This window comes from Francisella philomiragia (genome assembly GCF_018135955.1).
GTDB classification, from domain to species: domain Bacteria; phylum Pseudomonadota; class Gammaproteobacteria; order Francisellales; family Francisellaceae; genus Francisella; species Francisella philomiragia.
Genome location: NZ_CP063138.1, coordinates 541852 through 565823, shown reverse-complemented (window position 1 = coordinate 565823; position 23972 = coordinate 541852). Strand labels below are relative to the sequence as shown.

The window sequence follows — 23972 nt, the reverse complement described above, 5'->3', positions numbered from 1 at the left end:
ACTTTTATTAACCTTCTATTTCATTTCTTAAAATTTGGTCCGGGGTAATTTCAGATTCCGCTATTTCTCTTAAAGCTACTACAGTTGCCTTTTCTTTTTTCTCATTATCTGCAGACTCTGAATAGCCTTTCTTAAGTATATTATTTGCTCTCATAGAAGCCAAAACTACTAAATCAAATCTTGTTTCTACCTTATCAAGGCAATCTTCAACTGTTACTCTAGCCATTTTTTACTCCATTTTTCTTCAATAATTGTTTTACTTTATTATATATTATATCAATCACAGTTTTATTTTGTGCTCCATCAGGAACTATAATATCAGCTTTTCTCTTTGATGGCTCAATAAACTTAATATGCATTGGTCTTACTGTTTCTAGGTACTGATTTATAACACTTTCAACACTACGACCTCTTTCATTTTGGTCACGCATAAGTCTTCTGATGAAGCACAAGTCTGATGGCGTATCCATATATACCTTAAAATCCATCATCTTTAATAACTTACGATCATTAAACAACATGATTCCTTCAAGGATAATTACACTTACTCCACCAGTAATTTTTTCGGATTTCTCTTTTATTCTTGAATGAGTAGTATAGTCATAATGAGGTATATAAATATCATTACCTTCAATCAAATCTGCTAAGTCTTTTCTCAATAACTTATGATCAAAAGCATCTGGATGATCATAATTGATTTTATTAGCTTCTTCAAAACCAACCATCTCTCCCCAGTTTTTATAATATCTATCTTCAGAAATTACTGCAATTTTGTTTAAATGTTTTGATTTTAATTTTTTGATAATCTCATTTGAAAATAAAGTCTTACCAGAGCCTGATCCTCCAACAATACCTATTATAAAAACATCGCCTTTACCAGCCATTACTTATACCTTACAACTCTATTTTTGGTTGACTCTTAACTAAATGATCTAGTTCTTTTAGTAAACTTAAAAACTCTTTTATTTTATACATTGGAAAAGAATTAGGACCATCACTTAAAGCTTCTGCTGGCTTTGGATGAGTCTCCATAAAAAGACCATCAATACCTACTGCCATAGCCGCCTTTGATAGAACAGGTACAAATTCTCTTTGACCGCCTGATGAGCTACCTTGACCACCTGGTAATTGCACTGAATGAGTAGCATCAAATACTACGGGACAACCAGTAGATTTCATTATCTCAAGAGAGCGCATATCTGAAACCAGATTATTATAACCAAAGCTCACGCCTCTCTCACAAACCATGATTTGCTCATTTCCAGTAGATTTTGCCTTAGCAACCACATGTTGCATATCCCAAGGTGCTAAGAATTGACCTTTTTTAATATTTACAGGTTTACCTTGTTTACATACATCTAATATAAAGTTTGTCTGACGACATAAAAAAGCAGGAGTCTGCATCACATCAACAACTTCTGCAACCTCAGCAAATGGAGTATCTTCGTGTACATCTGTAACAACTGGGACGTTGTATGTTTTTTTAACTTTAGCTAAAATCTCAAGTCCTTTGTCAACTCCAAGACCTCTAAAGCTGTTAATAGATGAACGATTTGCTTTATCAAAAGACGATTTATAAACAAAATTGATACCTAAATCTTTTGTAACTTCTGCCAAATATCCAGCAGTATCCATAGCCATTTGCTCTGACTCAATTACACATGGTCCAGACATTAAGAAAAATGGCTTACCATTTCCTACTTCAAAATTAGCAATTTTCATAAAAACACTTCTACTTTAAATAAGTTAATTACGATTAAATATTATACAGAAAAAGATGAACCACAACCACAAGTAGTTTTGGCATTTGGATTTCTTATTACAAAATAGGCACCTTCAACATCATCCTTGTAATCAACATCAGCTCCAACTAAATACTGAAAGCTCATAGAATCAACCAAAAGACGAACACCATTTTTTGTAATGACCATATCATCTTCTTTTATCTCATTATCAAATGCAAAAGCATACTGAAACCCTGAGCATCCACCGCCTGTTATATAGACTCTAAGGCTCAGAGAATTATCACCCTCTTCTTCAATTAGTTCCTTAACCTTTAAAGATGCTGACTCTGTAAAGTTGATTGGATCAACACTTTGAACTACTTCACTCATAATAATTACCTCGCAACAAGAGAAAGTTTAACTCTACCACCTCTATCAATATTTTGAACCAAAACTTCCAAGCCCTGACCCTCTACTAATGAATTAGTTTTCATCCCAGCTTGTTCAATTTCAGAGAATGGTAAATATCCATCTTGGCTCCCAAGAAGATTAACAAATGCTCCAGAATCTAAAAGCTTAACAATTTTACCTTTATAAATTTGTCCTTCTTCAACTTCTGCAACAATCTCTTCAACCATAGATTTAGCCAAATCTAAGGATCTTTTATCTTTAGCAAAAATCTTAACTTCACCAGAGTCACTAGTATCTATCTGCGCACCTGTTTTTTCTACTATGCCTTTTACTACAGAACCACCACGACCAACAACATCTTTTATTTTAGCAGGATTTACATTCATAATATGAATTTGTGGAGCAACGTCAGAAACAGATTCTTTATGCTCTCTGATCACTTCATTCATAATTCCTAGTATATGTAGTCTACCAGTTCTTGCTTGTTCAAGAGCTTGCTCAAGAATTTCTCTAGATATCCCTTTAATTTTGATATCCATTTGAAGAGCTGTAACACCATATCTAGTACCAGCAACTTTAAAATCCATATCACCCAAGTGATCTTCATCACCTAAAATATCGGATAATACAGCATATTTTGCACCATCCTTGATAAGCCCCATTGCAATACCTGCTACAGGCTCAGCTATAGGCACACCTGCATCCATCATAGATAATGACGAGCCACAAACAGTTGCCATAGAACTAGAACCATTTGACTCTAATATCTCAGATACTATTCTAACCACATATGGATATGCCTCTTCATTAGGAAAAACTGCTTGAGTAGCACGCTTAGCTAAGTTTGCATGACCGATTTCACGGCGCTTCGGAGCCATACCTACCATACCACACTCGCCTACAGAATATGGAGGAAAGTTATAGTGAAGCATATAACGCGATTTTTCAATACCGTCTAAAGATTCAACAAGTTGTGCATCTCTATCACTTCCAAGAGTTGTAACCACTAGAGCTTGTGTTTCACCTCTTGTAAATAGAGCTGAACCATGTACTCCAGGTAGCACTCCTATTTTAACATTTATTGGTCTAATAGTTTCTGTGCATCTACCATCGATTCTTGGCTTGCCTTCTAAGATATTTGATCTAACAAGATCTTTTTCTATATCATGAAAAGCTTCTAGAATTTCTTTTTCAGCATACTCATTCCCATCGACATCACTTGTAAATATATGCTCTAAAACATTTTTTCTCAGTTCGTTAAGCTTAATATTTCTTTCTTGCTTAGATGGTATTGTATAAGCATTTTTAATCTCGCCAAAAAAATGTGATTTAATTTGAGACTTTAATAATTTATTAATTTGATAAATTGTATATTCTATACGTGGTTTAGATGATACTTTAGCCAGTTTACTAATAGAATTGATAATAGTCTTAAGATGCTTATGCGCATATAAAATACCGCCAAGCATTACAGATTCTGGTAAGCTATTAGCCTCTGACTCAACCATTAGTATCGCATCATCCGTACCAGAAACGACTAAGTCTAAATCAGACTCTTTTAGTTCCTCTTTGTTAGGATTAAGAATATACTTACCATTAGTATAACCGACTCTTACACCAGCAATAATATCATCATAAGGAGCCCCTGATATTGCTAAAGAAGCAGATGCTCCTATCAAAGCCAACATATCCGGAGAAAACGATCCATCATAAGATAAGACTGTAGCTACAATCTGAATCTCATTAAAAAATCCATCAGGGAATGATGGTCTTATAGATCTATCTATTAATCTAGAAATAAGAATTTGCTCTTCAGATGGTCTTCCTTCTCTTCTTAAGAAACCTCCAGGTATCTTACCAGCAGCATATGTTTTTTCTAAATAGTGTACTGACAATGGAAAGAAATCAGCGCCTGCTGCTACTGATTTTTTGACTACTGTAGTCACCAACACAACATTATTACCACAACTTACAGTCACAGACCCATCTGCTTGACGAGCCATTCCACCTGTTTCTAGAACTATTTCTTTGTTACCTAGTTCAAAGACTTCTCTAAATATTTTCACAGTTTAACCTTATATAATTATTTGATTGAATGACGTAAGAACGATTAAGATGAAATTATTATCTACGTAAATTTAGTTTCTTGATTAATACACGGTATCTTTCTACATCTTTACCATGTAAGTAATCCAATAATTTACGACGTTGACTTACTAGTCTTAAAAGACCTCTTCTTGAATGATTGTCTTTTTTATGAGTTGCAAAATGACCTTGTAGATCATTGATTCTAGCAGTTAAAAGAGCAACTTGCACTTCAGGTGAACCAGTATCACCTTCAGACTGTTGATTTTCTTTAATAATATTTTGCTTATCTTGAGTTGTTAACATAACATTTCTCCATTTGTTTTCTTATTAATTAACACACGATAAACCGCACAAAGGAACAGTTTACCAGTTGGAGATTATATACTATTAAAGCAAAAAAAACAAAAGTTTAGTTATCAATCTTATCTGGTTTGATACCTAATATTTGTAAACTATTAAGAGCTACGTCTGCAAAAACTGGAGCCGCAACAGAACCACCTCCATATTTATCGCCTTTAGGATCTTTGATTGTAACAACTATCGCTAACTGCGGATCACTAGCTGGCACGACACCTACAAAGCTTGCCAAATATTTTGCACCATAGGTTCCTCCGGCAAGCATCCTGGCAGTACCTGTTTTACCTGCAACATGATACAGAGGTATTCTTGCATTAGCTCCTGTTCCACCAGAATCTTCAACAACAGACTGCATCATACTAATCATCTCCTCAGAAACTTTCTTAGATGCTACCACTCTTGAGTCAATCTCCTCTCCAGGTTTTCTTTTAAGAATCGTTGGTTTAATGTACTTACCATCATTAGCAATAGCTGATACTCCAGCAACTAACTGAAGATCTGTAGCATTCATACCATATCCAAAAGATAGAGTGGCTAATTGGAAATCGCCCCACTTATCCTTAACTGGAACAAATCCATCACGCTCACCTGGTAGTTGTATACCTGTTTTGTCTCCAAAGCCAAAATTTCTTAATGATGGTTCAAGTATTGTAGGATCAGTCAAACCCAATATCATTTTAGATATACCTACGTTACTAGATTTCATAAGAATATATCTTAAATCTTCTTCACCATAATCCCTCTCATCTCTGACAGTATTTTTACCAATACGATAAAAACCTGGGTGCGAATTAATTACAGGTTGCTCTGGGGTCACATCATCACCATAAATAAGCGCCGTAACTGCTGCAAAAACTTTCATTACAGAACCCAACTCATACACGTCCGTGATAGCCCTATTTCTACGTCTATCAGGGTAAGCATCTGCCATACTGTTAGGATTATATGACGGATAATTAGCCATAGCTAGTATTTCGCCTGTATGAATGTTTTCAATAATGACTGATCCAGCTTCAGAGTTTGTTTTAATAACTCCTTTTTTTAAATACTTATATGCAACATACTGTAATCTAGAATCAATACTTATTTGAAGGTTGTGTCCATTTTTAGGTAATATAAAATTATCTTCAACCTTAGCAACGCCACCATGTAAATCTTTTTTATACTCAAAGTAACCATCCTGCCCTGTAAGGAATTGATTAAATTCTAGCTCCAAACCTTCCTGACCCTTGCCATCCACATTAGTAAAACCAACAATATGAGAAGCAACTTCTGCCATTGGATAATATCTTTTAAACTCTCGAATAACATGAATACCAGTAATATCAAGATCTTTAACTTTTTGAGATAAGTACGGCTGAACTTTTCTTTCGATATAAACGAAGCCACTTCTACCCTCTCTGACCTTAACTTGTCTTTCTATCTTTTCTCTTTTTTCTTTAGATAGATTTAAAATATTCATAACTTCTTTGAGTTCGGGACTATCCGCACTAACATAATACGGGTCTACCCAAATAGTATCTACTGGAGTACTTATAGCTAGAGGATTACCATTTCTATCAAGAATTATACCTCTGTAAGACTTTATATCTATACTTCTGTCACTACGATTATCACCTTCTTGCTTAAGTTTGGGATATTCAACACTTTCCATATAGACTAGCTTAGCAAATAAAACTATAAAACTTGATAAGAGTAATAAGATAACAACTAAATGCCTTAACTTTGGTCTATAGTTACTCATTTGTAGAGATCTCCTTCTGATCACTCAAAGTACCTATACTTTTTTGTGTAGGTAGTGACATTTTTTCTTTTTCAGCAAATTTCTCTACTGCTGTAGGTGTAGCTAATGAGCTGTACTCTAATACAATCTGACTCCACTGCTCATCTAACTGAGTTTGTTCAACAATCAAATCCTTACGCTCATTCAATAACAGCTTAAATTCAAAACGAGTTACGATTAGTGTAAAAGCTGTAAGCAGCAACACAAATAAAAGCACAAAGGCAATGCCCACAGTCTTTTTTAGGAAACTATTTTTTAATGACTCAAATAATCTTATCCGTATTTGACGGTTTGTTAGCATCATAACTTTTCAACAACCCTTAAAATAGCACTTCTAGAACGAACGTTTTGACTAAGTTCATCTTGATTTGCTTTCGCTTTTTTTGTAATCCATTTCATTTTCGCTTGGCTATTGTCTTGTGGTAACATTTTTGCAATTCTATTAGTTTCTTGCTTTGGATTAATTAAAGAAGTAAATTTCTGTTTAACAATCCTATCCTCTAATGAATGAAAAGAAATAGCCGCAACTCTACCACCTTTTTTGATAACATCTAAAATACTCTCCAAAAGAATTTCTAAGTCTTTGAGCTCATCATTAACATATATGCGCAATGCTTGAAAACACCTTGTTGCAGGATTCTTTTTCTCTCTTTTGCCAATAGTCGCTCGAATAAGTTCAGCTAACTGATGGGTAGTAGTTATACTCCCATTTTCGACTATATAGTCTTTAATTCTTAGAGCAATTTTTTTTGCAAAACGCTCTTCACCATAAACCTTAAAAATATAAGTCAACTCATCTACTGATAACTCTTCTAGTGCTTGACTAGCTGTCAGACCTTTCGATATATCCATTCGCATATCTAATGGACCATCATGAGTAAAGCTAAAACCTCTATTAGCATTATCCAACTGAGGAGAAGAAACACCCAAATCCATAATGATACCATCGACCTTACCCAAAAGATTGTGCTGTAAGCAATAATCATAAATGTAGGTAAAACTTGCATGAACCATTTCAAAATTATCACTCTGGAAGTTATGTGTTGCATAATCTATAGCATCTAAATCTTTATCAAAAGCTATCAATCTTCCTGATGTTAATTTATCCAATATTGCTTTTGAATGACCTCCTCGACCAAATGTCGCATCTATATAGATACCTTCTGGATTAATATTTAGATCAGCGATAGATTCTTGAAGTAAAACTGAAAAATGCATACAAATTATGCCTTAACCAGTTCGTTGGCAAGTTTTTTAGCCTTTGAGAAATCAGTCTTCCCAGAGCCTAGTTTAGGTATAGAGATAACTTTAAAATAATTGGTTGGCTTATAAAGATTCTCTATCCCTGAATGTCTTACAATCTCTTTCAAATCAGTTGGCTCCAAGTCTTCTAGAGTATATAGTAAGTTAATAATCTCACCTCTTTTGGTATCTGATGTAGCCACAGCTAAAACCTCAAAATCAATTTTATGAGAGTCATAACCTTTTTCTCTCAAAGTATCATAGACTTTTTGCTCTAAAAGTCCCAAACTCACCATTTCACCAGCAACTTTTGCAAATCTAGAGTACCTATCAACTACTGTTAAGTAACCTTCGCCATCAATTTTGCCTTTATCCCCAGTTATGTACCATTTATAACCACCCTTCTCTATCATCACCTCATTCGTCTTTTTGGGATCATTAAGATAGTAATCCATCTTATTAACCCCGCGATATATAATCATACCCTCAACACCAATAGGTAGCTCTTCATGAGATTCTGGGTGAATGATTTTGAATTGGCCACCAGGAACTGTTAAACCTACAGTACCTATTTTATTAGGCGATTTGGTTGGTCTATTAACAGCAGCAACTGGTGAAAGTTCGGTTGTCCCATAACCTTCATTAATAACCTTATCAAACTTATCTTCAAACATCGTACGAACTTCTTTAGAAAGTTTTTCAGCACCCGTAATAATAAGTCTAAGAGTTTCAAAATCTTCTTTTTCAACTGCTTTATTTTTGGTATAAATTCTTAAAAATGTTGGTGTTGCACACAATACTGTGGTCTTATTTTTCTTGATTAAATTAGCAACTCCTTTAGCATCTGTTGGATCTGGATGGCATGCTATATACCCCCCTTGAAACAGAGAAACTAGTGAGATTGTAAGACCAAAAGCATGAAATATTGGTAAAATTCCAGCCACAGAATCATTCTCTTGGCACTCGATAACATTTGTACTTTGATAAACATTTGCAAGAAGGTTTTTATGCTTGATTGCAATACCTTTAGGCACCCCTTCACTACCACTACTAAATATTATAAAAGCTAAGTCATCTAGTTTGGTCGGTTTAAGATATTTTTTAACTAACCATCTAACAGGTAAGATTTTGATTTGTAAAAATGTTTTTATTGACTCAGCTTTAGTTATTTTTGCTTTGATATCCTCTAGATAAACAATCTTACACATCGAGAAAATCTCTTCGACAAAAAAACCTTTGTGAGTTAGCTTCTCGACAAATGCTCTAGAGGTAATTATTGTTTTAATTGCCGCATTATTAATAGCATGTCTTAATGCTTCTTCTGAAGCTGTATAATTCAGATTAACTATTGCCTTTGCACTCATCATCAAAGCCAATATTGCCAAATACCCACCAGCACTAGTAGGCAAACAAACTCCAACATTGTCTTCTTGCTTAGTGATTTCCTGAAGCTTTTTAGACATCAATGCTGCACCTGTTGCAAACTTGTAGCCATCTAAAGCAACACCTGTAGTATCAGTTAATACTAAATTTTTTTTAGCATTTAACATTTGTCTAAACCAAATTTCAGCAGGAGCTTTTAGCAAGGTTAAGTACCCTTCCCATGCCCTCACAGAAAGATCATCCATCTCCTCATTCAAACTTTTTAAATTTTTAAGTTTAGCAATATCGAAAAATACTTGCCTATCTAGGTTCTTACGATCTGAAAAATATGGCATTTCAGGCCCACATACAAACAACAAAAATCTATTATCATTTTGCTCAACCTGAGAAATGTAGCTCTTATCTACCACAAGTATATCTTGATGATTCCAAAAACTAATATCATCAATATAATTTATATCAGCATCAATTACAGCTTTTTCAAGACCTCTGATTCTATCATCAAAACATCCCAGTACAGTGATAGCCTTATCTTTTAAATATTTCTTTAATGCTAACAGTGTAATTATAGAAGTATCATTAGCAATAATTATTGACCCATTTACAAAACTTTTAAAGTCAATTTCTTTATTGCAGTCATAGATATAAGATTGATTTAATTTTTTATGTATAGCAGATTTAAGCTGTTTTAGGCGCATTTTTATACCGGTATTAATTGTAATAATAAGCTTATAGATAACCTATTATGTTATCATATAGTAATCTTAATTTTTATAGTAATATCAAATTTATGCCTGAACTTCCTGAAGTAGAGACTGTCAAAAGAGGTTTAACCAAAAATATTATTAGCAAAAAGATTAAAAGTGTACAGATAAATACGGATAAGCTTCGCTATCCCGTAGATAAAGCCCAACTTCTATCACTAAAAAACAAAGTCGTAAAAAATATTCAAAGAAGAGGTAAGCATCTAATTATTTATCTAGAAGATAACTTACAGTTAATTATTCATCTAGGTATGTCAGGTGTCGTTAAAATTATAAATACTTCTGAATACAACAAGATCAAACATGACCACATTATTTTAGAGTTATCTGATGATTTAAATCTAGTCTATAATGATCCGCGTAAATTTGGATATTGGTTAGTCAATACTAATAAGATGCCACTAGAACACAGAGTTTTAGCCACTCATGGAGTTGAACCTTTAACAGATGATTTCAATACTGAATATTTGATATCTAAATTAAAGAAAACCTCTAGAAAAATCAAACAAACTATCATGGATAATAGCATAGTTGTTGGCGTAGGAAATATATATGCCAGTGAAGCATTATTTGATAGTAATATCTTACCCACAAGAGCTTCTAACACCATCACAAAAAAAGAAGCTGAGAGGCTTGTAACCTCAATTAAGAAAATACTTGATAAAGCAATTGCCGAAGGTGGTACAACACTCAAGGACTATAAAAATACAGAAGGTAAACCTGGCTACTTCACACAACAACTCAATGTTTATGGCAGAGCCAATCAAAACTGTTACATCTGTAGTACTAAAATCGAAAGTTTAGTGATAGCCCAAAGAAACACATTCTTTTGCAAAAAATGTCAAAAATAAGACTACATATTTAGAAAGTACTTATGCACAGAAGAATCCTCAGTCAATTCAGGATGAAAACTACTCACTAAAATATTACCTTGCCTAACTAGTACAGGTAAATCATCAAATTTAGCCAACACCTCAATATTATCTCCCACTCTAGTAAATTTTGGAGCTCTAATAAATACGGCTTTGATAGAATTACTCATAAAACCTAAGTCTGTGACAAAACTATCAACTTGACGTCCATAGCCATTTCTCTCTACCTCTAAATCTATAAGACTTAAATACTGAGAGCCTTTTGATAGAATTATACTACCTGCACAAGTTCCAAAGACTGGATTCCGTGAGCAAAAATCTTGTAATTTATCGAGAATTTGGTGTTTAGTTAAAAGATTTAATAATGCTGTACTTTCTCCCCCAGGAATAATAAGCCTATCAATTTCATCAAAATCATTTGTAAATTTGACTAACTTAACTTCTACACCTAAAGACTCAAGCATCTCAGCATGTTTCTGGAACCCTCCTTGAATCGCTAGTACGCCTACGTTGACAGACATCTTTTACCAACCTCTTTGTGAGAATTTCTCAAAATCACAATTAATCCCAGTCATAGGCTCACCAAGATCTTCAGAAACTTCAGCTAAAATTTTTGGATCATTATAATATGTAACAGCACTGACTATAGCTTTAGCCCTCTTTAGAGGATCTGCTGATTTAAATATTCCAGAACCTACAAATACTGACTCAGCTCCTAGTTGCATCATAAGAGCCGCATCAGCTGGAGTTGCCACACCTCCCGCAGAAAAGTTTGGTACTGGTAACTTACCATTTTTGTGTACATACTTAACTAGATCATAGGGAGCTTGCATATTCTTTGCTATAGCCATAAGCTCTGACTGATCAGCACCTTTAATGTAATTAATATCTTTATTAACTTGTCTTAACTGCCTAACAGCTTCAACAATATTACCAGTCCCTGCTTCACCTTTTGTTCTAATTAAGGCAGCCCCCTCACCAATTCTTCTTAGAGCTTCACCCAAATTTGTACAACCACATACGAAAGGAACTTTAAAGTTATCTTTAGCTATATGATTAAGGTCATCCGCAGGACTTAAGACCTCACTTTCATCAATAAAATCAACACCTAAAGACTCAAGAATCTGTGCTTCAACAAAATGTCCTATACGAGCTTTTGCCATCACAGGTATAGAGGTTACTGACATAATTTCTTTAATCAGCTTTGGATCTGACATTCTAGCGATGCCACCATCTTTACGGATATCTGCCGGCACTCTTTCTAAAGCCATTACAGCTACTGCACCTGCCTGTTGAGCAATCTCTGCCTGTTCAGCGTTAACAACATCCATAATAACGCCACCCTTTAACATCTCGGCTAAACCAATCTTCAAATTAATATCTGACATCTATAAACTCCACTAAATTTGTCGTACTTTAAAATTTACGAAAGATTATAGTTTTTTAAATTGCTGTAGATAAATTAATTTTTGTTAAGATTACTAAATTAAAGAAATATAAATCAATTTGGCAGAATAAATAGACTAACTACTCTTTAAAGGATTTCCATATTTTTTCAAATACAACTCACCAATTAGATTTGAGCCATATTCATTAAGATGTGCATTATTTAAATCATTATTATCAATCATTTTATTACTATCCATATATATAATATGATTATTCATCACATTAGGACATTTATTATGAGAACAAATTATTTTTTTAGGGTCAATAATTATCAAGTTATTATATTTTTCTTTCAATCTATTTATATATTCAACAGCACTACTTTGAGATCTTATAACATCTGATAATGGTCTAGAGCACTCCATACCCAATAATTGTTGAAGTTTTGTCATTCCACAAGTAGGCTTCATTCCCTTAAGTGATGGCCAGTCTAATAATATTACTGGCTGAATATTATTTTTTTCAAGAATACTAATTATATCGTTTAAAAAATAAATTGTATTCCCATATTTTGGACCACCATTCTCCCCATAAGCATTCCACCATCCTACTAAAACAAAAATCTTAGGATGTGTTTTATGAATTATGGTTTCAACAATATCTTTATAACTTTTGTCAGCAATAATTTTATATATAGCTCCCTGATCGCCTCCAATCAAAATAGAGCTATAACCAAGATCTTTGGTCCAGTTATTTATCATGGATTTAGCAACTTTAGAATGCGAATCACCAAAGATAAGTACATCGTATACTTTATCATTCCCAATTTGTTGAACTAATTTTTTTTCATTAAGATCTTTAGAATCATAATCCCAAATGTCATTAATATTATATAATTTTTTTAGCCTTTCTTGCCAACCAGGATATTGATACTCATACACCCCATTACCATTTTTTCCAACAGCGACATAGTCTCCAACACTTTTATTAAAGCCGAAATTATTAATATATTTAGAACCTAAAGCGAAACAACATGCGATTGCTATTGGAATTATCCATAATATTATAAGTGTCTTTTTAAATGATGTCTTAAACTTATACCTAAATGGCTTCTCCACAAATAAATAAGTCAATGTAGCCAATACAATACTTACAGTCAGTACGATCAATTTAACTAAATGTGTCTTCTCTATACTTAAATAATTTAAATACGCAATAATTGGCCAATGCCATAAATATAATGAATATGAAATCAAACCTATAAATACAATTGGCTTAATCGATAAAAACCTATTAACTAAAGTATTATATCTTTCGTTACAACCAGCATATATATACAATACCGCTCCAACACATGCAATAACTGTCCAATTACTTGGATAAGACACATCCTTAAACAATATTGGATACAACATAAGCAATATCGAAATAATTGATAATAACTCAAGTATTAACTTGTTACTTGTTGGCTTATATTTTGTAAGATAAATAGCAAGTGCACATCCAAACAAAAGCTCAAAGGCCCTTGTTAATGGAAAATAATAAAACCTCTCATGATTAAAGTAATCATATATCTCAAAATAACTAAAATATCTAAAACAAAATAAAGATAAAACTATAAGTATCAGACTTATAATCAAATACTTATCAAAACTACTCAACGCTTGTTTATCTTTCCAACCTATTCCTATATATACATTAAAAGCAAATATTAAAAATAAAGGCCAAAATATATAAAATTGTTCCTCAATTCCTAAAGACCATGTATGTAATAAAGGTATTACCGTCGCATCTGTACTAAAGTAACCAAAACTTAATGTCTTGAAAAAATATAAATTTGAGAATGATCCCAATGCACTTACTAACGATTTAGAGTAATTCTTTAAATCTTGTGGTAACAATATCAACCATGCAAAAATCGTAGAAAATATTAATACAGTAATTAAGGCTGGAAGTATTCTTCGCATCCTTCTTAAATAAAAGCTCTTTAATGAAAAACTTTTATTCTCTAAATCTCTAATAATGATACTAGTAATTAAAAAGCCTGATATAACAAAAAATATATCAACACCCAAAAATCCAGACTTAACTAAATTTATATCAAGATGAAAAAATACTACAGATAATACCGCAACAGCCCTTAAACCATCTATATGCTTATAATACTTCAAAGGAAAGCTTCTACTAAAAATACAACTAATAAAATTATATATAAAAATTTATGAAATAGAACAAAAAGTATCAATTGCAAATATAAATATTTCTTAATTTGTCATATCACAATCTGACAAAAGCTAAGGTTAGTTAAACATACACTAATGAGGCTGAGAATATAATACACAATAAATTTTATTCCAACCTAAAAGGATTTCCATATTTTTTGATATACCTATCACCTATAATCGTCGAGCCCATAGGACTTAAGTGACTATTAGCCCCAGAGGTCTGATATAAAGGCACACCATCAATTGATACTTTACAAAATTTACCATCAGCGCAAATTATTTTATTAGGATCTACCACTATTATTTGAGGATATTTTCTTTTCATTTCATCTATAAAAGAATTTATCTCTAATTGCTCTTTTTTTATCTTTGAATATGGATTTAAACATTTTTTTACAGTTATCTTAGTAAGCCCACAATCTACTCCCAAATCGAATGTACTCGCATTATCTTTAAAAATAACAGGTATTGCATCATTATGTATTATAAATTTGATAGCCTCTTCTAAACCACTTTTAAATAAAGCGTAATTATCATGGTACTTATTAATATTAGCTTTCCAAAAAGGATTATAAACATTGGGATCCGTACTATAAAGATTCCAGAACCCTATCATAGCAATATATTTATAGTGATTTTCTTTAATCAACTTCTCAATAGCAGTACTTCTTGATTTTATATAGCTAGTATCCAAATTATTTGCTATTTCGCTTCCTGATACATAAGGTGATCCTGCCTGTGTCACAACTCTTGCTGACAAATCAACATTTTTCAAAAAAACATTTATCATTTCTAAGGCTGAAGAAGCATGCGAGTCTCCAACTATTAAGATATTAGCTTTAGCATTTAAGTTTCCTATAATACAATTATTTGCTATCGGTAAAATAGAAGCTGACTTATTAGTTACAACGGGCACTTTGCCAACATTATCATAAGTAAAGCAATTTTTTTGAACTTGTAAAACATTCTGATCTAAATCTACTGTTTTTATAGTATATTTGTTAAAGCCGAAATTATTAATATATTTAGAACCTAAAGCGAAACAACATGCGATTGCTATTGGAATTATCCATAATATTATAAGTGTCTTTTTAAATGATGTCTTAAACTTATACCTAAATGGCTTCTCCACAAATAAATAAGTCAATGTAGCCAATACAATACTTACAGTCAGTACGATCAATTTAACTAAATGTGTCTTCTCTATACTTAAATAATTTAAATACGCAATAATTGGCCAATGCCATAAATATAATGAATATGAAATCAAACCTATAAATACAATTGGCTTAATCGATAAAAACCTATTAACTAAAGTATTATATCTTTCGTTACAACCAGCATATATATACAATACCGCTCCAACACATGCAATAACTGTCCAATTACTTGGATAAGACACATCCTTAAACAATATTGGATACAACATAAGCAATATCGAAATAATTGATAATAACTCAAGTATTAACTTGTTACTTGTTGGCTTATATTTTGTAAGATAAATAGCAAGTGCACATCCAAACAAAAGCTCAAAGGCCCTTGTTAATGGAAAATAATAAAACCTCTCATGATTAAAGTAATCATATATCTCAAAATAACTAAAATATCTAAAACAAAATAAAGATAAAACTATAAGTATCAGACTTATAATCAAATACTTATCAAAACTACTCAACGCTTGTTTATCTTTCCAACCTATTCCTATATATACATTAAAAGCAAATATTAAAAATAAAGGCCAAAATATATAAAATTGTTCCTCAATTCCTAAAGACCATGTATGTAATAAAGGTATTACCGTCGCATCTGTACTAAAGTAACCAAAACTTAATGTCTTGAAAAAATATAAATTTGAGAATGATCCCAATGCACTTACTAACGATTTAGAGTAATTCTTTAAATCTTGTGGTAACAATATCAACCATGCAAAAATCGTAGAAAATATTAATACAGTAATTAAGGCTGGAAGTATTCTTCGCATCCTTCTTAAATAAAAGCTCTTTAATGAAAAACTTTTATTCTCTAAATCTCTAATAATGATACTAGTAATTAAAAAGCCTGATATAACAAAAAATATATCAACACCCAAAAATCCAGACTTAACTAAATTTATATCAAGATGAAAAAATACTACAGATAATACCGCAACAGCCCTTAAACCATCTATATGCTTATAATACTTCAAAGGAAAGCTTCTACTAAAAATACAACTAATAAAATTATATATAAATTATAAAAATATAATACTAAAAATTATTATTCATAGCATTACCATTTTAAAATTTTTACTTAAAAGGGTTTCCATATTTTTGTAAGTATTTTTGTCCTATTAATGTTGAACCTTCTGGACTCAGGTGACTATTAACTCCTGCAGTTACATATAAAGGTACATTATCTATTGATGTTCTACACCAGTTGTCATCAGCACAAATTATCTTATTTGGATCTATTATAATTATTTGATGATACTTCTTTTTCAACTTATCTATAAAAGAATTTATTTCGATTTGATTTTGTTTTATTTTAGTGTATGGATTCAAGCATGACTTTAGACTCACTGTTGAAAGTCCACAATAGACTTTTAAATCAAGCGTACTTGCATTATCTTTTACTATGACAGGAATAGCTCCATTATTAATAATAAACTTAACAGCATTTGTCATGCCTTTTTTTAAAAGTTTATAACGATCCTTATAGCAAATATCATCGACATGCCAAAACCCTTTTGTATCGTATAAATTCCAAAATCCTGCTAAGACCACATATTTATAATGATTACTTTTAATTAGTTTTTGAATCACTATGCTTCTTGTTCTAAGAGACCTATTACTTACTTTATCAGTTATTTGTGAATCGATAACAAATGGTGTGCCTGATTGAGTAGCAACTCTAACAGATAATTTCGCATTCTTTAAAAACACTCCTAGCATGTGCAAGTCTGAAGAAGCATGCGAGTCTCCGACTATAAGAACATCCGGAGATTTATTATTTTTAATAATAGTGCACTTATCTTTACTTGGTAAATCAGAAGCCATTTTCTTACTAATCGTCCCGTCACCATCATCATTATCGTGTGTAAAACAATATAATAGTTGTGTAAAATCACTATCTAAATCTACTGTTTTTATAGTATATTTGTTAAAGCCGAAATTATTAATATATTTAGAACCTAAAGCGAAACAACATGCGATTGCTATTGGAATTATCCATAATATTATAAGTGTCTTTTTAAATGATGTCTTAAACTTATACCTAAATGGCTTCTCCACAAATAAATAAGTCAATGTAGCCAATACAATACTTACAGTCAGTACGATCAATTTAACTAAATGTGTCTTCTCTATACTTAAATAATTTAAATACGCAATAATTGGCCAATGCCATAAATATAATGAATATGAAATCAAACCTATAAATACAATTGGCTTAATCGATAAAAACCTATTAACTAAAGTATTATATCTTTCGTTACAACCAGCATATATATACAATACCGCTCCAACACATGCAATAACTGTCCAATTACTTGGATAAGACACATCCTTAAACAATATTGGATACAACATAAGCAATATCGAAATAATTGATAATAACTCAAGTATTAACTTGTTACTTGTTGGCTTATATTTTGTAAGATAAATAGCAAGTGCACATCCAAACAAAAGCTCAAAGGCCCTTGTTAATGGAAAATAATAAAACCTCTCATGATTAAAGTAATCATATATCTCAAAATAACTAAAATATCTAAAACAAAATAAAGATAAAACTATAAGTATCAGACTTATAATCAAATACTTATCAAAACTACTCAACGCTTGTTTATCTTTCCAACCTATTCCTATATATACATTAAAAGCAAATATTAAAAATAAAGGCCAAAATATATAAAATTGTTCCTCAATTCCTAAAGACCATGTATGTAATAAAGGTATTACCGTCGCATCTGTACTAAAGTAACCAAAACTTAATGTCTTGAAAAAATATAAATTTGAGAATGATCCCAATGCACTTACTAACGATTTAGAGTAATTCTTTAAATCTTGTGGTAACAATATCAACCATGCAAAAATCGTAGAAAATATTAATACAGTAATTAAGGCTGGAAGTATTCTTCGCATCCTTCTTAAATAAAAGCTCTTTAATGAAAAACTTTTATTCTCTAAATCTCTAATAATGATACTAGTAATTAAAAAGCCTGATATAACAAAAAATATATCAACACCCAAAAATCCAGACTTAACTAAATTTATATCAAGATGAAAAAATACTACAGATAATACCGCAACAGCCCTTAAACCATCTATATGCTTATAATACTTCACCAGAAAATGTCAAATTATGAATATATAGTTAGCAGAATTATAACGTAAATGTAATTAAAGTAATAGTAAACAAGATACAAGGATTAAACATCCAAATTAACAACATTAAGCGCGTTAGACTCAATAAAATTCCTACGAGGCTCAACTTCATCACCCATAAGAGTAGTAAATAAAGCATCTGCCTCTACAGCGTCTTTGATTGATACCTGAAGTAACACTCTATTATCAGGATCCATAGTTGTCTCCCAAAGCTGGCCTGGGTTCATCTCACCTAGACCTTTGTAACGCTGTACATCATTACCGCGTCTTGCTTCTTTAAGTAACCAATCAATTGCTGACTCAAAGTCATCAACATATTCCTTTTTAGTACCCCTTTCTACATAAGCACCTTTAAAAGAAATATCAGATAATACATCACCATAAGTAACAAGATCTTCATAATCCTTAGTAGTAAAGAAACTATTTTTAACAATATAGTCAGTATCATAACCATTGATATAGTGGTTAACACCATAAGAAATAGTTTCTTGACCATCCTCATCTACATCTTTAGTTTCTATAAGCTTAAATCTTTCGTAAGATAATGCTTTGTGATTACATTTATCAACAATAGTTTCCCACCATTGTTTTATATCAGCACTTTCATCTACATACTTAGCACCATATGCCATCACTCTAAGTAATTTTTCAGGATATGTTTTTGCATACTTTTTAATTACTTTTTCTGATTTCTGATAGAGCTCATAATAATTAGTTAAAACTTGACCAGAAATAGCATTACCCCCTTCAAGGAAAATAATAGCGCCCTCTAAACCAATATTCCCAAGATATACTGCTAAAGCATCTTCATCTTTTAAGTATGTTTCTTGCTTACCTTTTTTAACCTTATATAAAGGTGGTTGTGCAATATATAAATAACCTCTCTCAACGAGTTCAGGCATTTGTCTATAGAAGAATGTTAAAAGAAGAGTTCTAATATGAGATCCATCAACATCAGCATCCGTCATCAAAATAATTTTATGATATCTAGTTTTATCAGGATTATAGTCTTCTGCACCAATACCACAACCTAGTGCTTTGATAAGAGTAGCAACTTCTTGAGAACCAAGCATTTTGTCGAAACGAGCTTTCTCTACATTCAAAATCTTACCTTTTAGAGGTAGAATTGCTTGAGTTTTACGATCACGAGCCTGTTTAGCTGAACCTCCTGCAGAATCTCCCTCCACTAGATAGATTTCAGATAATGAAGGATCTTTTTCTTGACAGTCTGCTAACTTACCTGGAAGACCTGCAATATCCAAAGCTCCTTTACGACGAGTCATATCACGAGCTTTACGAGCTGCTTCACGAGCTTTTGCAGAGTCTAAAATCTTCTCACATACTATTTTAGCCTCTTTAGGGTTCTCTAAAAGAAACTCTTGTAACTTCTCATTTACTAATGATTCAACAGCAGATTTAACATCTGACGATACTAGTTTATCCTTTGTTTGAGAAGAGAATTTAGGATCTGGAACTTTTACAGATAATACAGCAGCCAAGCCCTCTCGAGTATCCTCACCTGTAAGTGTAACCTTAAGCTTTTTGTTTAAACCTTCTGACTCGATATATGTATTCATAGTACGAGTAACAGCTGCCTTTAAACCTGATAAGTGAGTACCACCATCGCGTTGAGGAATATTGTTTGTAAAACAGAAAATAGACTCTTTGTAAGAATCATTCCACTGCAATGCAAGCTCAACCTGAATATCATCTTTAATGCCATTTACAGCAATAACATTTTCATGGATTGGTTTCTTACTATTATTCAAATATTTTACAAAGGCTATAATACCACCATCATACTTGAATATTTCTGATCTATTATTGATTCTATCGATAAGCTCAATTTTTACACCTGAATTTAAAAAAGATAATTCACGTATTCTTTTCATCAGAATATCATAATCAAAATCGACAAAAGAAAATGTATCTTTACTAGGCTTGAAAGTAATAACTGTACCTTTTTTATCGGTAGTTCCAACTTCTTTAAGTGGAAATTGTGGAACACCATGAACATACTCTTGATAATGCTCGATACCATTACGATATATAGTAAGTTTTAGCTGTTCTGATAAAGCGTTAACTACAGAGACACCCACACCATGTAAACCACCAGAAACCTTATATGAGTTGTCATCAAACTTACCACCAGCATGAAGCACAGTCAAAATCACTTCAGCAGCTGAACGACCTTCTTCTTTATGAATATCTGTTGGAATACCACGTCCGTTATCTGACACAGATACTGAGCCATCTTTATTTATGATAACTTTAATATCATCACAATGACCAGCCAAAGCTTCATCGATAGCATTATCGACAACCTCAAATACCATATGATGCAAACCACTACCATCATCCGTATCACCAATGTACATTCCTGGTCTTTTTCTAACTGCATCTAAGCCTTTGAGTACTTTAATACTCGACGAATCATAAGCTTTATTTTCAGACATTAACAAGCTCCAATATATATTTATATTTAAAATCTACAATCACATGATATTATAACACAAATAAACATTTATATTAATTTAGATCAGTAACCTTCTAATAATCCTTAAGGGGTTTTCATTTAATATAGAAATGCTAATATAATCTTATACTTTAGATATAAAGCAGTTTTTAGAGCCTTGAAAAAGAAAAATATTTTATTACTAGTATTATTAGTTGTTATAATTGCTTCTAGTTTCCTGATCGGGAAGAAATCAGGCATACAAAAAGCAGAATCAGTTCACCAAAGTGAACTTAGAATATTAGAACAAAGTAAACTATCTCAAACACCTGAAAACAGTTTAAATTGCCGTCCTGAGGTCAGTTCAAAAAGAAATAACTATGTTATTGGCTATGGAAGCTTGATGAATAAAGATTCTCGACAAATAACTGTTCCTGAAGCGACTTATGCGGCACCTATAATTGTTAGTGGTTTTGAAAGATTATGGGCATCACGTGGTGATAAATCCCATGCTACATTTTTATTGGCTGTGCCAAATAAAGGCTATGTAATGAATGCAATATATTACCAAGCTAACGCATCTGATATATCTGCTACAGATTTAAGAGAAGCATCATACTGTCGCGTAAAAATACCACACAAAGACATTGTTCCACTAGGCATCAAAAGCTTACCCAAAGGTGACTATTGGATGTATGTTAAGGACTTCAAAGATGCTGAATTCCCAAATAAAGATTATCCAATTTTGCAAACTTATGCTGATGTTTTTATGACAGGGTGTCTTCAAACTCAAGCAGAGTTTAATCTAACAGAATTCGGTAAACTTTGCTTTACAACAACTTATGGTTGGGATTTAGCTAACTGGCTATATGATAGATCAAATCCTCAATATAGTAGATATTCAAAAGACACCGAAAAATATCGTACTCAAATAGATAGTATCATTCATCGCTTAACTTTTGATGATGATCCATTATAATTACCCATAATTCAATTTCTTACTACACAATTAAATGAAAGTTACTGATAGAAAAATATGTATTGCGCCAATGTTAGATTGGACAGATAAGCACTATCGCTATATGATGCGTCTAATAACAAAGCAGACTATGCTATATACAGAAATGATTACCTTGAATGCCATAATACATGGCAATAAAGATTTTTTATTAAAATATAATCCCGAAGAAAATCCTGTTACATTGCAGCTTGGAGGATGTGTCCCAGAAGATTTCATAACATGTGGTAAACTTGCACAAAATCTTGGCTACAATGAAATAAATATAAATGTAGGCTGCCCTAGTGAAAGAGTAAAAAAAGGTAATTTTGGCTTATCACTAATGGCTGAGCCTGAACTTGTAGCAGATTGTGTCAAAGCTATGAAGGATAATTTAGATATACCTATTTCTGTAAAATGTCGTATTGGCTACGATCATAATGACAGTTATGAAGAACTTTATAACTTCGTCAACAAACAAGTACAAGCTGGTGTTGATTATCTTTGTATTCATGCTCGCAAAGGTTGGCTTAGTGGTCTATCTCCCAAAGAAAATAGAACAATTCCTGAACTAAAATATGATGTTGTTTATAATATTAAAAAAGATTTCCCAAACCTAGAACTGGGTATCAATGGTGGAGTCACAACCATAGAAGATACTCAAGAACATTTAAAGTATGTAGATAGTGTGATGATTGGTCGCGAGGCTTATCATAATCCTATGTTATTTAAGAATTTTGATAATTTGTTTTATAATCAGCCGATCAATGACATATCTCCACTTGAAGTAGCTTATGAAATGGCTGAATACATAAAAATCCAGCTAAAAAGTGATCCTAACATGAAACTTAACAATATAACAAAACACACATTAAACTTATTTAATGGTTTGCCTAATGCTAAAGTCTTCCGTCGCTATTTAAGTGAAAATGCAACTAAAAAAGATGCTAACGTAGATACTTTCCTGAAAGCTATAGAAGTATTTGAGTAATATTACATCTCTACTTCATATTTTTAAGCTGTATTTGAATTTTTGATGCTGACCATTTTGCAGCCTTTTGATAATCATCTGTTACAGAATTTGTTTGCTTGTCAGAAATCACATATATTTTGTCTGTATTACTCTCAAGCTGCTTCGCATTCATATTTGCCAAATCCGTAGGAAGGACTATAAATGCATGAGGCCCGTGAAATCCTATTAATTTACCAAGCTTTCTTGTTTCAAGTTCTTCAGTAACTGCCTTCTGCTTAAGATTATTATCATCGACTTTGATTCCAAGTCGTTTAGCAGCATTCTCGACATCTACATTTGTCAAACGACCACTACTCTCACGCTGTGAGAAAACTGCTTTGTTGTATGCTAAAAACAATTCTGATCCACCTTGAAGATACGCTTCATTAGCAACTAACGTCGCATAATTTGCAACTTTTGCATCTCTTTTCAATGAAGGATATGCCTTAAAGATAAACTCTGTATCTGGATTTTCCTTAATTAGTTTATTCATTTCTTTTGATATTTGTGCACACTTGCCACACGCATAGTCAAAGAATATAACTACTGCTTTTTTAGCATTTTTAGGACCAACTCTAGGAGTTGATTCATCATCTAATAGACTACTCATTACCATAGGAATTGCTATAACTTCTGCATACGATCTAGTATCTTCATTTTTTGTTGATATTGCATCATCTACAGAAGTAGCTGGTTTAGTCTCAACTTGTTGATTAGCACAGCTAGATAACATTAAACTCAAAACACTGAATATAGATATAATAAACCTTCTCAAAACTATTCTCCTTTTTATGAGTAAAGTGCAGTACTAAACCTAATACCTAGGCATTTATTGTAACATCATAATAAAAAATAAAACTATAAATAAATATTCTAGCAAAGAGTACTATATAAATATGCTGATATCAT

Annotated in this window: 20 protein-coding genes; 3 read left to right on the top strand and 17 right to left on the bottom strand. The window is 32.2% G+C overall.

Going from position 1 to position 23972, the window contains the following annotated elements; translation table 11 throughout:
- Positions 1–7 precede the first annotated feature (7 nt).
- The 10 genes from rpoZ to migR form a co-directional block, all read right to left on the bottom strand.
- Complete coding sequence (gene rpoZ / locus IMS64_RS02765) at positions 8–226, bottom strand: DNA-directed RNA polymerase subunit omega (protein ID WP_004288125.1); 219 nt, start codon at positions 224–226, stop codon at positions 8–10.
- A complete protein-coding gene (gene udk, locus IMS64_RS02760; protein ID WP_004288126.1) occupies positions 219–884 on the bottom strand; it encodes a uridine kinase in 666 nt (221 codons plus the stop codon). The genes rpoZ and udk overlap by 8 nt, the downstream gene beginning before the upstream one ends.
- 10 nt (positions 885–894) lie before the next feature.
- Positions 895–1722 (bottom strand): 3-deoxy-8-phosphooctulonate synthase, encoded by an 828-nt coding sequence (kdsA, locus tag IMS64_RS02755; RefSeq protein ID WP_004288127.1) that lies wholly within the window; start codon positions 1720–1722, stop codon positions 895–897.
- 41 nt (positions 1723–1763) lie between these two features.
- Positions 1764–2114 carry an iron-sulfur cluster insertion protein ErpA gene (erpA, locus tag IMS64_RS02750; protein ID WP_004288128.1) on the bottom strand — a complete coding sequence of 117 codons (351 nt, stop codon included), beginning with the start codon at positions 2112–2114 and terminating at the stop codon, positions 1764–1766.
- Positions 2115–2119: 5 nt separating this feature from the next.
- A complete protein-coding gene (gene pnp / locus IMS64_RS02745) occupies positions 2120–4201 on the bottom strand; it encodes a polyribonucleotide nucleotidyltransferase (RefSeq protein WP_042518874.1) in 2082 nt (693 codons plus the stop codon).
- Positions 4202–4259: 58 nt separating this feature from the next.
- Positions 4260–4526 carry a 30S ribosomal protein S15 gene (gene rpsO, locus IMS64_RS02740; protein WP_211490838.1) on the bottom strand — a complete coding sequence of 89 codons (267 nt, stop codon included), beginning with the start codon at positions 4524–4526 and terminating at the stop codon, positions 4260–4262.
- A 106-nt stretch (positions 4527–4632) separates the two neighbouring features.
- A complete protein-coding gene (locus tag IMS64_RS02735; protein WP_211490837.1) occupies positions 4633–6324 on the bottom strand; it encodes a peptidoglycan D,D-transpeptidase FtsI family protein in 1692 nt (563 codons plus the stop codon).
- The gene (ftsL, locus tag IMS64_RS02730) at positions 6317–6667 is read right to left on the bottom strand and encodes a cell division protein FtsL (protein WP_211490836.1); all 351 of its coding nucleotides are present in this window, start codon (positions 6665–6667) and stop codon (positions 6317–6319) included. The genes IMS64_RS02735 and ftsL overlap by 8 nt, the downstream gene beginning before the upstream one ends.
- Entirely contained in the window at positions 6664–7581 is a 918-nt protein-coding gene (gene rsmH, locus IMS64_RS02725) for a 16S rRNA (cytosine(1402)-N(4))-methyltransferase RsmH (RefSeq protein WP_211490835.1), read from the bottom strand. The genes ftsL and rsmH overlap by 4 nt, the downstream gene beginning before the upstream one ends.
- 5 nt (positions 7582–7586) lie before the next feature.
- Positions 7587–9686 carry an iglABCD operon regulator MigR gene (migR, locus tag IMS64_RS02720; protein ID WP_211490834.1) on the bottom strand — a complete coding sequence of 700 codons (2100 nt, stop codon included), beginning with the start codon at positions 9684–9686 and terminating at the stop codon, positions 7587–7589.
- 92 nt (positions 9687–9778) lie between these two features.
- Here migR and mutM point away from each other — a divergent pair, with 92 nt between their 5' ends.
- Positions 9779–10603 carry a bifunctional DNA-formamidopyrimidine glycosylase/DNA-(apurinic or apyrimidinic site) lyase gene (gene mutM / locus IMS64_RS02715; protein WP_200149677.1) on the top strand — a complete coding sequence of 275 codons (825 nt, stop codon included), beginning with the start codon at positions 9779–9781 and terminating at the stop codon, positions 10601–10603.
- Between the two features lie 2 nt (positions 10604–10605).
- Here mutM and pdxT read toward each other — a convergent pair whose 3' ends face one another.
- The 6 genes from pdxT to gyrB all read right to left on the bottom strand — a co-directional run bounded on the left by pdxT (position 10606) and on the right by gyrB (position 21055).
- On the bottom strand, positions 10606–11145 hold the full coding sequence (gene pdxT, locus IMS64_RS02710; RefSeq protein ID WP_211490833.1) for a pyridoxal 5'-phosphate synthase glutaminase subunit PdxT: 540 nt from the start codon (positions 11143–11145) through the stop codon (positions 10606–10608).
- Between the two features lie 3 nt (positions 11146–11148).
- Positions 11149–12012, bottom strand: coding sequence for a pyridoxal 5'-phosphate synthase lyase subunit PdxS (pdxS, locus tag IMS64_RS02705; RefSeq protein ID WP_004288138.1), 864 nt, complete (start codon positions 12010–12012; stop codon positions 11149–11151).
- A gap of 135 nt (positions 12013–12147) precedes the next feature.
- Positions 12148–14184, bottom strand: a complete 2037-nt coding sequence (locus IMS64_RS02700) for an acyltransferase family protein (RefSeq protein ID WP_211490832.1) — start codon at positions 14182–14184, stop codon at positions 12148–12150.
- A gap of 178 nt (positions 14185–14362) precedes the next feature.
- Positions 14363–16423 carry an acyltransferase family protein gene (locus IMS64_RS02695; protein WP_211490831.1) on the bottom strand — a complete coding sequence of 687 codons (2061 nt, stop codon included), beginning with the start codon at positions 16421–16423 and terminating at the stop codon, positions 14363–14365.
- 100 nt (positions 16424–16523) lie between these two features.
- Entirely contained in the window at positions 16524–18560 is a 2037-nt protein-coding gene (locus IMS64_RS02690) for an acyltransferase family protein (protein ID WP_211490830.1), read from the bottom strand.
- Between the two features lie 83 nt (positions 18561–18643).
- Entirely contained in the window at positions 18644–21055 is a 2412-nt protein-coding gene (gyrB, locus tag IMS64_RS02685; protein WP_088821007.1) for a DNA topoisomerase (ATP-hydrolyzing) subunit B, read from the bottom strand.
- Positions 21056–21232: 177 nt separating this feature from the next.
- Here gyrB and chaC point away from each other — a divergent pair, with 177 nt between their 5' ends.
- On the top strand, positions 21233–22033 hold the full coding sequence (gene chaC / locus IMS64_RS02680) for a gamma-glutamylcyclotransferase ChaC (protein ID WP_211490829.1): 801 nt from the start codon (positions 21233–21235) through the stop codon (positions 22031–22033).
- 34 nt (positions 22034–22067) lie between these two features.
- A complete protein-coding gene (dusA, locus tag IMS64_RS02675; protein WP_211490828.1) occupies positions 22068–23042 on the top strand; it encodes a tRNA dihydrouridine(20/20a) synthase DusA in 975 nt (324 codons plus the stop codon).
- 10 nt (positions 23043–23052) lie between these two features.
- Here dusA and IMS64_RS02670 read toward each other — a convergent pair whose 3' ends face one another.
- Entirely contained in the window at positions 23053–23838 is a 786-nt protein-coding gene (locus IMS64_RS02670; protein WP_211490827.1) for a thioredoxin domain-containing protein, read from the bottom strand.
- Positions 23839–23972: the final 134 nt, after the last annotated feature.

Coding starts and splice junctions, on each gene's coding strand:
- erpA (WP_004288128.1), bottom strand. CDS start 2,114: ATGAGTGAAGTAGTTCAAAGTGTTGATCCAATCAACTTTACAGAGTCA.
- gyrB (WP_088821007.1), bottom strand. CDS start 21,055: ATGTCTGAAAATAAAGCTTATGATTCGTCGAGTATTAAAGTACTCAAA.
- udk (WP_004288126.1), bottom strand. CDS start 884: ATGGCTGGTAAAGGCGATGTTTTTATAATAGGTATTGTTGGAGGATCA.
- rpsO (WP_211490838.1), bottom strand. CDS start 4,526: ATGTTAACAACTCAAGATAAGCAAAATATTATTAAAGAAAATCAACAG.
- pdxT (WP_211490833.1), bottom strand. CDS start 11,145: ATGTCTGTCAACGTAGGCGTACTAGCGATTCAAGGAGGGTTCCAGAAA.
- dusA (WP_211490828.1), top strand. CDS start 22,068: ATGAAAGTTACTGATAGAAAAATATGTATTGCGCCAATGTTAGATTGG.
- mutM (WP_200149677.1), top strand. CDS start 9,779: ATGCCTGAACTTCCTGAAGTAGAGACTGTCAAAAGAGGTTTAACCAAA.
- rsmH (WP_211490835.1), bottom strand. CDS start 7,581: ATGCATTTTTCAGTTTTACTTCAAGAATCTATCGCTGATCTAAATATT.
- IMS64_RS02735 (WP_211490837.1), bottom strand. CDS start 6,324: ATGAGTAACTATAGACCAAAGTTAAGGCATTTAGTTGTTATCTTATTA.
- rpoZ (WP_004288125.1), bottom strand. CDS start 226: ATGGCTAGAGTAACAGTTGAAGATTGCCTTGATAAGGTAGAAACAAGA.
- ftsL (WP_211490836.1), bottom strand. CDS start 6,667: ATGATGCTAACAAACCGTCAAATACGGATAAGATTATTTGAGTCATTA.
- migR (WP_211490834.1), bottom strand. CDS start 9,686: ATGCGCCTAAAACAGCTTAAATCTGCTATACATAAAAAATTAAATCAA.
- pdxS (WP_004288138.1), bottom strand. CDS start 12,012: ATGTCAGATATTAATTTGAAGATTGGTTTAGCCGAGATGTTAAAGGGT.
- kdsA (WP_004288127.1), bottom strand. CDS start 1,722: ATGAAAATTGCTAATTTTGAAGTAGGAAATGGTAAGCCATTTTTCTTA.